This is a genomic window from Pseudomonas sp. PB106, assembly GCF_009764645.1.
Taxonomy (GTDB): Bacteria; Pseudomonadota; Gammaproteobacteria; order Pseudomonadales; family Pseudomonadaceae; genus Aquipseudomonas.
Map to the genome: position 1 here is coordinate 41,093 of NZ_RWIM01000166.1, position 11,930 is coordinate 53,022.

The window sequence follows — 11,930 nt, forward strand, 5'->3', positions numbered from 1 at the left end:
CTGCCGATCCAGCACGCCTGTGTCGTCCAAATAACAGCCATGATGGCAAAGTGATAATGACAAATCTGGTAATACAGTTTACTTTGTCGCCGCCTCGACCGATGGAGAGTCGGGCTTTCGAACTCAGTTAAGGAAAACGATGGCAATGGTCTATTGTCGTGCTTGCGCCAAGGAGCTACACGAATCGGCGCTCACCTGCCCCCAGTGCGGGGCCAGCCAACAGGCCTTCGTGCCGCAAACGCAAGCCGAAGTACCCTGGCTGGCCATCGTCTCGATGATCCTCGGAATCATCTGCGCACTCACGCTGTTTGATGATTCCGAATGGGACGCTGACACGCTCCTCGGTGTTGGCTCTTTCAGCATCGCCGGTCTCGCCTGCGGCATCATTTGCATCAACCAAAAACACTCAGGAAGAAACCTCGCGATCGCCGGCATCATTTTGTCTGGCCTTACCGCGCTGGTTTTGCTGTGTCTATCGATTGAATAAATTTTAGGGAAAAAATTATGAGCATGGTTTTCTGCCGCGGTTGCGCCAAAGAAATAAGTACGCTGGCGCTGGCCTGCCCTCAGTGCGGCGCACCTCAGGCACCCCAGGCAGCACAGCAGTCCTACGCAAGCGGTCCTGCCATCACAACAGGTAATCCTTACCTTGAGGCATTGAAGAACTACGCGGTATTCAATGGTCGTGCTACGCGTCGTGAATACTGGTTGTTCTTCCTGATCAACATGGGTGTCGCGTTTGTCATGGGCTTCATTGACGGTTTTTTCCAAACCGGCGGGGTTCTGCAACTTCTTTATAATCTGGCGCTGCTGGTACCGAGCATTGCCGTCGGTGTCCGCCGTATGCACGACACGGATCGCAGCGGCTGGTGGTTGCTGCTACCGATCGTCAACATCGTGTTCCTGGCACAAGATAGCCAGCCGGGCCCGAACCGCTTCGGTGCGAACCGCAAAGGCATCAACTGAAACACCTCGGCATCTAGCTGATCGAGACGGCCTTCATGGCCGTCTCTTTGTTTCTGGCATGCGGACTTTTACCGTTGCCTGCCACGCAGCCGATCATGAAACTTTCATTAGGGATATTGATAGCACCCTAACGAAAGGTGCATGCTAGAGGGCTCGAATCGGTCTTATATCATTCCGAATGATAGTTATCTTTGCTTCATTCGATTCGTGCCATCACACCCCGCCGAGCATCATCCGCCCATCTTCAATACATTGGCGGATGCATCCATGGAACAGTCACTCAAACATTTGCGCTTCCCGTTGGCCTTGTTGGCCGTACTGGTGATGAGCGCCTGCGGCAAGACTCCGGAGACTGCCGCCACCCCGCCTGCTGCAAAAGTCAGCGTGGCCAAGGTGATCGAGCAACCGGTCAACGAGTGGGACGAATTCACCGGACGTCTTGAAGCGCCGGAAACTGTTGAAATTCGTCCACGGGTCTCCGGCCAGATCGATGATGTTGCCTTCACCGAAGGTGCTCTGGTCAAAAAAGGCGACCTGCTGTTCCAGATCGACCCGCGTCCATTCCAGGCAGAGGTTCGCCGCCTCGAAGCCTTGGTCGCCCAATCCCGCGCCAATGCCACCCGCAGTGAAAACGAAGCCGGTCGCGGTGAACGTCTGCGAGCCAGCAACGCGATTTCTGCCGAACTGGCCGATTCGCGCACCAGCGCTGCACAAGAAGCCCGCGCCGCCGTCGGTGCCCTGCAAGCACAACTGGATCTGGCCAAACTCAACCTCAGCTTCACCCGCGTAACCGCGCCGATCACTGGCCGCGTCAGCCGTGCCGAGATCACCGCCGGTAACCTGGTGACCGCCGACACCACGCCATTGACCAGCGTGGTTTCCACCGACCGCGTCTACGCCTACTTCGACGCCGACGAGCGTGTGTTCCTCAAATACACGCAACTGGCCCGCAACGGTCAGCGCGGCGCCACCACCCCGGTGTATATGGGCCTGTCCAATGAAGACGGTAACCCGCACCTCGGTCAGATGAACTTCGTCGACAACCAGGTCAACCCGAAAACCGGCACCATCCGTGGTCGCGCCGTTTTCGACAACAGCGACGGCACCTACACCCCGGGCCTGTATGCACGACTGAAGCTGGTTGGTAGCGGCACTTACAACGCCATGCTGATCAACGACGAAGCCGTTGGTACTGACCTCGGCAAGAAGTTCGTGCTGGTGATGGATGCAGACAACAACACCGCGTACCGCGCCGTCGAACTCGGCCCGAAAATCGAAGGCCTGCGTATTGTGCGCACCGGTCTGAACAAGGACGACACGATCATCGTCAAGGGTCTGCAACGGGTTCGTCCTGGCTCCCCGGTCACCCCTGAAGTGGTGCCGATGGCCAGCGAACAAACCATCGCGGCACTCGCTCAACAACGTCAAGCGCTGGAAGCCAGCAACCTGCCTAAAGTCGCCCCAGCCAAGGGTGCTTCCGGTGCGGTTGTGAAGCTGGCTGCTACGACCCCACGCGGTTAAGGGACGACAACTCCGATGAATTTTTCCCAATTCTTCATTTCACGGCCGATCTTCGCAGCGGTGCTGTCGCTGTTGATCCTGATCGCCGGCGCGATCTCGCTGTTCCAGTTGCCGATCAGCGAATACCCGGAAGTCGTGCCACCGACCGTAGTGGTCCGTGCCAACTTCCCGGGTGCCAACCCTAAAGTCATCGGTGAAACCGTGGCTGCTCCGCTGGAGCAAGCCATTACCGGCGTCGAGAACATGCTGTACATGTCCTCGCAGTCGACCGCCGACGGCAAGATCACCCTGACCATCACCTTCGCCCTGGGCACTGATCTGGACAACGCGCAGGTGCAGGTGCAAAACCGGGTGACCCGTACCGAGCCAAAACTTCCCGAGGAAGTGACGCGCATCGGTATCACCGTCGACAAGGCCTCGCCCGACCTGACCATGGTTGTGCACTTGACCTCGCCGGACAAACGCTACGACATGCTCTACCTGTCGAACTACGCCATCCTCAACATCAAGGATGAGCTGGCGCGTCTGAACGGTGTCGGTGACGTGCAACTGTTCGGCATGGGCGACTACTCGCTGCGGGTCTGGCTCGATCCGAACAAAACCGCTTCGCGCAATCTGACCGCGACCGATGTGGTCACCGCCATTCGTGAGCAGAACCGTCAGGTCGCTGCCGGTCAATTGGGTGCGCCCCCTGCCCCGAATGCCCAGAGCTTCCAGCTGTCGGTTAACACACAGGGGCGTCTGGTCACTGAGGAAGAGTTCGAGAACATCATCATTCGCGCCGGCGACAACGGTGAAATCACTCGCCTTAAAGACATCGCCCGCGTCGAACTCGGCTCCAGCCAGTACGCCTTGCGTTCGTTGCTGAACAACCAGCCGGCTGTGGCGATTCCGATCTTCCAGCGCCCAGGCTCCAACGCCATCGATATCTCGAACGAAGTTCGCGGCAAGATGGACGAGTTGAAGAAAAGCTTCCCCCAAGGCATGGACTACAGCATCGTCTATGACCCGACGATCTTCGTGCGCGGCTCGATCGAAGCGGTGGTTCACACTCTCTTCGAAGCACTGATCCTCGTGGTTCTGGTGGTGATCCTGTTCCTGCAAACCTGGCGCGCCTCGATCATTCCGTTGGTGGCGGTGCCAGTATCGTTGATCGGTACGTTTGCGGTGATGCACCTGTTCGGTTTTTCGCTTAACGCGCTGTCGCTGTTCGGTCTGGTATTGGCCATCGGCATCGTGGTGGACGACGCCATCGTGGTGGTGGAAAACGTCGAACGGAACATCGAACTCGGATTGACCCCGGTCGAAGCGACCAAACGGGCGATGCGCGAAGTAACCGGTCCGATCATCGCGACGGCCCTGGTGCTGTGTGCGGTGTTCATTCCAGCGGCCTTCATCTCGGGTCTCACCGGACAGTTCTATAAGCAATTCGCACTGACCATCGCCATCTCGACCGTGATCTCGGCGTTCAACTCGCTGACCCTGTCGCCAGCACTGGCCGCTGTGTTGCTGAAAAGCCACGACGCACCGAAAGACCGCTTCTCCAAGGTGCTCGACAAGATCTTCGGCGGCTGGCTGTTCCGTCCGTTCAACCGCTTCTTCGAGCGCGCCAGCCATGGCTACGTCGGCACAGTGGGCCGGGTCATCCGCAGCAGCGGCATCGCCCTTCTGCTGTACGCAGGCCTGATGGTGCTGACCTTCTTCGGTTTCTCCAACACCCCGACCGGTTTCGTACCCGGCCAGGACAAGCAATACCTCGTGGCCTTCGCGCAATTGCCGGACGCCTCGAGCCTGGATCGCACCGAAGACGTGATCAAACGCATGTCCGACATGGCGCTGAAACAGCCTGGCGTGGAAAGCGCCGTAGCGTTCCCGGGCCTGTCGATCAACGGCTTCACCAACAGCCCGAACGCCGGCATCGTCTTCGTGACCCTGAAACCGTTCGACGAGCGTAAAGACCCGAGCATGTCCGCCGGTGCAATCGCCGGGGCCCTGAACGGCCAGTTCGCCAACATTCAAGAGGCGTACATGGCGATCTTCCCGCCTCCGCCGGTACAAGGTCTGGGCACCATTGGTGGTTTCCGCCTGCAAATCGAAGACCGGGGCAACCTGGGCTACGACGAGCTGTACAAAGAAACCATGAACATCATCAACAAGAGCCACAACGTGCCGGAACTGGCAGGCCTGTTCACCAGCTACACCGTGAACGTGCCACAGGTCGATGCCGCCATCGACCGCGAAAAAGCCAAGACCCACGGCGTGGCTGTCAGCGACATCTTCGACACCCTGCAGATCTACCTGGGTTCGCTGTATGCCAACGACTTCAACCGCTTCGGTCGCACCTATCAGGTCAACGTTCAGGCCGAGCAGCAGTTCCGCCTCGAATCCGACCAGATCGGTCAACTGAAGGTGCGCAACAACAAAGGCGAAATGATCCCGCTGGCGACCTTCATCAAGGTCAGCGACACCTCGGGCCCGGATCGCGTGATGCACTACAACGGCTTCATCACCGCTGAAATCAACGGTGCTGCGGCCCCAGGCTACAGCTCCGGCCAAGCCGAAAAAGCCATCGAGAAACTGCTCAAGGAAGAACTTCCAAACGGCATGACCTACGAATGGACCGACCTGACCTATCAGCAGATTCTGTCCGGCAACACCGCGCTGTTCGTGTTCCCGCTCTGCGTACTGCTGGCGTTCCTGGTACTCGCGGCTCAATACGAAAGCTGGAGCCTGCCACTGGCGGTGATCCTGATCGTACCGATGACCCTGCTCTCGGCCATTACCGGCGTGATCATCTCGGGCGGTGACAACAACATCTTCACCCAGATCGGTTTGATCGTACTGGTGGGACTTGCGTGTAAAAACGCGATTCTGATCGTCGAGTTTGCCAAGGACAAACAGGAAGAAGGTCTCGGCCCGCTCGCTGCGGTACTGGAAGCCTGCCGTCTGCGTCTGCGTCCGATCCTGATGACCTCCTTCGCGTTCATCATGGGCGTGGTGCCACTGGTGTTCTCCAGCGGTGCCGGTGCCGAGATGCGTCACGCCATGGGTGTGGCGGTGTTCTCCGGGATGCTCGGGGTAACCTTCTTCGGTCTGTTGCTGACACCCGTGTTCTACGTACTGATCCGCAACTTTGTTGAACGCAGTGAAGCCCGCAAAGCGGCCAAAGCTCTGAAACTGGAGGCGCAACAATGAGTCTGAAAGTCTTCCTGCCGAGTCTGCTGGTGTTGGCCCTCAGCGCCTGCGCCGTCGGCCCCGACTACAAGACCCCAGCCACGGAGGCGGCCAATATCACGGCTGCCACCGACGGCGCCGCCGGGCAAAAGAACTTCGACCGTTCGAAATTCGAAGGCATCTGGTGGCAGCAGTTCGACGATCCAACCCTCAACCAGTTGGTGACCCAATCGCTGCAAGGCAACCGTGATCTGCGCGTGGCATTCGCCCGCTGGAAAGCCGCCCGCGCTATCCGCGACGACGCCAGCAACGATGCGATGCCGACCATCACCAGCCGCGCCAGCAGTGATCTGGCCAAGGGGCAAATCCCTGGCCAGACCACCAACCGGGTCAATAGCGAACGTTATGACCTCGGCTTGGACATGGCTTGGGAGCTCGATCTGTTCGGGCGTATCCAGCGCAATCTGGAAGCCAGCGACGCCGATCAGCAGGCTGCCGAAGCCGATCTGTACCAGTTGCAAGTCACCATGATTGCCGAACTGGTCGATGCTTACGGTCAATTGCGCGGCGCGCAGCTGCGGGAAAAGATCGCCGTGGCCAACCTGAACAACCAGCAGGAGTCGCGCAAGATCACCATCAGCCTGCGTGACGCCGGCGTCGGCGATCAACTCGATGTCGAACGTGCCGATGCGCGTCTGGCCTCGGTCGAAGCCAGCGTGCCGCAGTTGCAGGCAGAACAGGTTCGGCAGAAAAACCGTATCGCCACCCTGCTCGGTGAACGTCCGGACAAGCTGACCGTCGACCTGAGTCCAAAAGACTTGCCGGCGATTGCCAAGGCCTTGCCGATCGGCAATCCCGGTGAGCTGCTGCAACGTCGCCCGGACATCCTCAGTGCTGAACGCCAACTGGCCTCGGCCACGGCGCGCATCGGCGTGGCGAAAGCCGATCTGTTCCCACGGGTCAGCCTCAGCGGCTTCCTTGGCTGGACGGCGGGACGCGGTTCGCAGATCGGTTCCTCGGCGGCCAACGCCTGGGCACTGGGCCCGAGCATCACCTGGGCAGCGTTCGACCTTGGCAGCGTACGCGCCCGTTTGCGCGGTGCCGATGCCGAAGCCGAGGGCGCACTGGCCACCTATGAGCAACAAGTGCTGCTGGCACTCGAAGAGTCGGAAAACGCTTTCAGCGACTACGGCAAACGTCAGCAACGCCTGATCTCGTTGATCCGTCAGAGTGAATCAAGCCGCAAGGCTGCCGATCTGGCTGAAATTCGCTATCGCGAAGGCACCACGGACTTCCTGGTGCTGCTCGACGCACAGCGTGAACGTCTGAACGCTGAAGACACTCAAGCGCAGGCCGAAGTCGATCTGTATCGCGGCATTGTCGCGATCTACAAAGCCCTTGGCGGCGGCTGGCAACCGGAGACTGTCGCCAGCCAGTAATAGTTTGTTAAAGAGCTCCTTTGGTTGGCCGCAACCAACCAAATTCTTTGCCCCGCGTATCATTCGGTCGCGGGGCTTTTTTTGCCTTCCCAAATTTTCGCCCCCCCCAAATTTATGTAGGAGCTGCCGCAGGCTGCGATCTTTTTATCTTGGTTTTTGAAAGCAGAATCAAAAGATCGCAGCCTGCGGCAGCTCCTACAGGAAGCAGGGTCAGTGCTGCTCTTGGGGTTTTTGCTTTTCCAGCACGGTGACCGTGGCGGTCGTACCCGCCCGCAAGCGGTTCTTCCCGGCATAGTCGCTATCGATATCGATCCGCACCGGCACCCGCTGCGCCAGTTTGACCCAGGTGTAACTCGGGTTGATGTTGGCCAGCAGACGACTGCCCGGCGCGTTTTCACGGTCGGCGATGGCGAACGCGATGCTCTGCACGGTGCCGCCGAAGGTTTCACCGCTCATCAACTGGACGCGCACCCGATCACCCTCTTCGATCCGTGGCAGTTTGGTTTCTTCGAAATAGCCGCTGATGTAGAACGAATCGCTGTCGACCAGTGCCAACAGGGCGCCACCGCTCACCGCGTAATCACCTTCACGGGTCAGTAGATTGGTCACGTAGCCGCTGACCGGCGACTCGACGCGAGTACGTTGCAGATCCAGCTCTGCCTGGGTCAAAGCAGCAATTGCCAGTTGCACATTGGCTTCGGCGAGCCCGAGGTTGGCCTGATTGCGCAGCAGATCAGCCTGCGCCACCGCTACATCGGTGCTGGATTTTTCCCATTCCTCCCCGGAGATCGCAAAACCCTGTTTGAGCGTGCGCCGCCGGCGCTCTTCGCTTTGCCGCTGCTTGAGCAACGCTTCACTGGCCACAATCGCCGCTTGCGACTGCCCAAGAGTGGCCTTGGACACCTCGACTGAACGCCGGGCATGCTCCACCGCCAGTTGATAGCGCGCCGGATCGATCTCCATCAATAACTGGCCTTTGTCGACATGCTGGTTGTCCTGCACTTTGAGACTGACGATGCGCCCCGAGACATCCGCCGACAGGGTCACTACATCCGCCCTCACCCGTGCATCCCGGGTCCACGGTGCCCGGGTGTAATGCTCCCAGGCGAACCAGCCGAGCACGATGGCCAAAATCACCACCGCCAATGTCGTCAAGCGTGCGATCAATACTTTCAAGGCTTCAGGCTCCCATCAACAAAATCAGCGTGGCACAGACGCACGCATACAGGGCGCCCTCGAACAAAGCCTCATGCCAGACCAGACGCAGCACGCCCATGCGCCGCAAAACCCAATCCAGCAACATGAATATCGGTATGGCCAATAACAAGGCCTGGGCAATGGGCGGCAGGTAGACACCGCCGATTTCGAAATCAATGGGCAAGACTTGGCTCTCCTTCCAGAACAACAGACTGCAGATGTTCGCCATGGCGCTCGAGGAATGACACGACAATCAGCAGCGCTACCCGCATGCGAAACACCGACCACACGTGCTCGTGGCTGGCGACGTGCAAATCATCCAGCTCATCGCCCAAAGTGTGCAGCGTGGCCAGCAATGGAGTCAGGCTTACATCCGCGCGCCCGGCGACAAATCGCCCGGTCTTGCGCAAGGCAGATGACAATTGCTGACTGTAGGCCTCAGTCAGCAAGGTGTTGTTCTGCGCTTGCTGGCGAAGTTGATGCATCGCCACGCCAACGGCCACGCAGGCCAGACTGATTTCGTAGAGTTGCTGCATCGCTCGGTCATTGGCTGCCGGCAGCAAGCCGAGCATGCTGGTCAGACGATCAACCATGCGGCTTTCGAAAGCGAATTGCTGGGCATCGGTCGCTGGCGTCTTGGTCAGCTCATACACCTGCTCGCGCGCTTCGTTATACAAGCGGCGAATACGCAGCGCCGGGCGAAACGGGAATATCCACGCGTAGACAATCAGGGCAAGCATGGCGGCACTGACATAAGCCCCGGCAAACTCGAACCATTGGATCGCGGTGTTCTGCCCGGTGCCGACGTTCTGCGGGCCGATCATCAGGAAACTCGACAGGCCCAAGCCCATGCCAATGCCGGCCGTCGCAGGACTCGCCAACCCCACCGCGATGACATACAGCAACGGCGCGAGCAGCAACGCTAATGGCTCGAAATCGCTGACCGACGGTACCAGCATGAATTGATAGAGCGCCGACACCAGCAGCGCCAGACCCAATCCCCGCGCATAACTCTGCGCCGCCATCAGCGGTCGGGGAAACGTCGCCATCAATGAGCAAAGAATGCCCACCAGAATCATTCCGCCCCGAGCGCCGTCCCAAGCGGTTTCCATCCAGATCAGTCCGGCCACCAATAACGCGGTAAAGGCGCGGATGGCATTCATCGACGCCAAGGTGAAATCCAGGTGCAGCGGGCTGGCCTGGCCGCGATAGAGACAACTGGCTTCGCGGCCCTCCTGAATGGCATCGCTCAACTCCAGGATCTGCTCGATTTGCTGCAGCAGCCGCGCCTGCTCCCAACGCAGCGCCCATGCCAACGAACGCAGGGTGGCACTCATGTCCTCGGTCAGTTGCTCGGCTTCATAGGCGAGGTCGTCGAACTGCTGTTGCAGGGTGACGAAACGCTGGCGAACATCGGCGGGCAGCGAGCGGCCCTGCGCCGCCAATTGGTCAAGCAACGCAAGTTCCTCGGCGCGCAGGCGCTGGACTTCCAGTGGCAAGTCCCCCTCCCAGCGCTCAGTCAGCAATTGCCGCTGATGACGCAACGCGGTCAACCGTGAGGTCAGCAACATCAACTGGTTGCCCAACAGCAGCACGAGGTTGTTGGCGCTGCGCAGACGCGGCGCATCGAAATACAAGTGCCGGCGCAGCCCCTCCAGCGCGCTGATTTCACCGAGCAACTGCATTTGTCTGCGCTGAAATTCGGCCTCGCTTTCTTCAGTGCGGATCACCGCCGCTGCATGACTGGCGACCAGCTTGATCACCTGGTCGACTTTGGCGAAGTATCCCTTGGCAACGGCTTCCGGTCGGGCCGTCAGCAAGCTCACCACGCAAACGCTCGCCACAGCCAGCAAGGTTTCCGTGACGCGCGTGACGGCCAGCAGAAACGTGCCGTCCTGATCCGGAATCGCCAGCAAGGCGACCACCACCGCGGTGTAACCACTGAGCACAAATGCTTGCGAGCTGGTGTAGCGCAGCAAGGTCCCGCCCGCCGTGCACAGCGCCAGCCACAAGGCCAGTGTCGTGATGAACGGCAGCGGCGCCTGCGGGAAGATCGCCATGATCAGCACCGCCACTGCGGCGCCAAGGGTGGTGCCGATCACTTGGCCGAAACTGCGGGCCAGCGCCATGCCGGCCAAGGGCTGACTGACGATCACCACCGCCATGATCGACCACTTGGGCTGATCGAGATCGAACAGAAATGCCAGATACAGGGTCAACAACCCCGCCGCGATGGTACGTAAGGCAAACAACAGAACCGCCCGACCGGGATGGATCACCGCTTTGAAATAATTGAACAGGGCTTGCATGGACTCACTCATTCTGACGACTCCTGCAAGCGTAGACACTGCATCGAAAGCCTGACGGGTTTCACAGTCGACGCGACTCGTAGGACGATTCGCTGGCATTGGGTTTGACTCAAGTCCCAAGCTGACCGAAGCTTGCCGCTCTGCTCAAGTACGCCTGTTTCCGGAAAACCGCATGCCTCAGTCACGCCGCTACTTGTTGATCAGCCTGGGGCTGGTAATCGTCACCCTCGTTGGCTGGTTGTCCCTTCGCAGCACTGCCCCGGTCGTACCTGAAGCGATCAAGCATGGCTACAGCGAGGCGCTGTCCGCCGCGCGCACCGGTGAGCCTGGCGCGGCGCGTCAGTTGTATCAGCAACTGGGCCGTCCGGACCTGTCGGTGAAACGGCGTGTCTGGCTGCACGCCGAACTGTCCAATTATCCGAGCCCGCAAGCCTTGAAGCTGGCCGATGCCGATTTGCAGAACGAAGCCCCCGAAGTGCGCCTCGCCGCGATCAAAAGTGTCATCGGCCTGGTTCCCGGCGGTCAGCGCAGCCTGTTGTTGGGGCCGCTGCTCGATGATGAAGATCAAACCGTACGTTTCGCCGCAATCAATGCCCTCCTCGGTCTCTCGCCGGATGAGCTGGGCCTGTATTTCGGCCCCTTGCAACAAGGCATCGATGCGTGGGAGCAGGTGCTCAAAGGCCAACCGGAAAGCGCCGCGACTTACGCGCAACTGGCGCGGCTCTATATCCATAACGTCGAACTGAAAGAAGCTCAGGTTGCCTTGGACAATACCCTGCGCCTGGAGCCCGGCAATCTGCAGGCGCTGGTGATGCAGATCGATGTCCTCGACCGCCAGGGTCAAAGCGATGCCGCGCGCCAGTTACTGGCCCAGCAACTCAAGGCCCAGCCCGATTCCGCTTACCTGCAACACGCGCTCGGACTGTGGTTGCTGCATCACGGTCAGCGTGAATATGCCCTGCTCGGTCTGTCCAAAGCCGTCGAACTTGAGCCGGACAACAAGGATTATCGCTACGACCTCGCTACCACGCTGCACAGCGCCGAGGAGCTGGAGGCCGCGCAGAAGCAATTACAGGAGATCGTTCAGCGCCACCCCGCTGACCGCAAAGCGCGGGTTCTGTTGATCAACTACTGGAAAGAAAGTGGTCAGTTGCAGAATGTGCAGGTATTGCTGGCGCAACTCGAACAGCTCAATCCGGACGATCCGGCCCTGCAACAGGGCCTCTAACCAACAACATTCAGACACATTTCGGCAGAAGATCGGAACTGCCATCACGGCCAAGGGTCAAGTAATTCAGGTCGCCCGGTTTAGTCGGCGGCCTCG

9 protein-coding genes are annotated in these 11,930 nt (G+C 59.5%); 6 read left to right on the top strand and 3 right to left on the bottom strand.

The features are described 5' to 3' along the window. The first annotated feature begins 139 nt into the window (after positions 1–139). The 5 genes from EJA71_RS21430 (at position 140) to EJA71_RS21450 (ending at position 7,100) form a co-directional block, all read left to right on the top strand. Positions 140–487, top strand: coding sequence for a DUF4190 domain-containing protein (locus EJA71_RS21430; RefSeq protein WP_158959538.1), 348 nt, complete (start codon positions 140–142; stop codon positions 485–487). 17 nt (positions 488–504) lie between these two features. Then, entirely contained in the window at positions 505–966 is a 462-nt protein-coding gene (locus tag EJA71_RS21435; RefSeq protein ID WP_158959539.1) for a DUF805 domain-containing protein, read from the top strand. Positions 967–1,233: 267 nt separating this feature from the next. Further along, a complete protein-coding gene (gene mexE, locus EJA71_RS21440; RefSeq protein ID WP_158959540.1) occupies positions 1,234–2,487 on the top strand; it encodes a multidrug efflux RND transporter periplasmic adaptor subunit MexE in 1,254 nt (417 codons plus the stop codon). Between the two features lie 15 nt (positions 2,488–2,502). Next, positions 2,503–5,682, top strand: a complete 3,180-nt coding sequence (locus tag EJA71_RS21445; RefSeq protein ID WP_158959541.1) for an efflux RND transporter permease subunit — start codon at positions 2,503–2,505, stop codon at positions 5,680–5,682. Next, entirely contained in the window at positions 5,679–7,100 is a 1,422-nt protein-coding gene (locus EJA71_RS21450) for an efflux transporter outer membrane subunit (RefSeq protein WP_008086475.1), read from the top strand. Before EJA71_RS21445 ends, EJA71_RS21450 begins: the two co-directional genes overlap by 4 nt. Before the next feature lie 210 nt (positions 7,101–7,310). On the opposite strand, the gene EJA71_RS21455 is transcribed toward EJA71_RS21450, so the two are convergent. From EJA71_RS21455 to EJA71_RS21465, 3 genes are read right to left on the bottom strand one after another with little or no spacing between them, the layout of a single operon-like run. After that, positions 7,311–8,276 carry an HlyD family secretion protein gene (locus EJA71_RS21455; protein ID WP_158959542.1) on the bottom strand — a complete coding sequence of 322 codons (966 nt, stop codon included), beginning with the start codon at positions 8,274–8,276 and terminating at the stop codon, positions 7,311–7,313. A gap of 4 nt (positions 8,277–8,280) precedes the next feature. Next, complete coding sequence (locus EJA71_RS21460) at positions 8,281–8,481, bottom strand: DUF1656 domain-containing protein (protein ID WP_158959543.1); 201 nt, start codon at positions 8,479–8,481, stop codon at positions 8,281–8,283. Continuing rightward, the gene (locus EJA71_RS21465; protein WP_158959568.1) at positions 8,471–10,606 is read right to left on the bottom strand and encodes an FUSC family protein; all 2,136 of its coding nucleotides are present in this window, start codon (positions 10,604–10,606) and stop codon (positions 8,471–8,473) included. Before EJA71_RS21465 ends, EJA71_RS21460 begins: the two co-directional genes overlap by 11 nt. 172 nt (positions 10,607–10,778) lie before the next feature. Between EJA71_RS21465 and EJA71_RS21470 the strand changes: the two genes are divergently transcribed. Continuing rightward, positions 10,779–11,834, top strand: a complete 1,056-nt coding sequence (locus tag EJA71_RS21470) for a tetratricopeptide repeat protein (protein ID WP_158959544.1) — start codon at positions 10,779–10,781, stop codon at positions 11,832–11,834. The last annotated feature ends 96 nt before the right edge of the window (positions 11,835–11,930 follow it).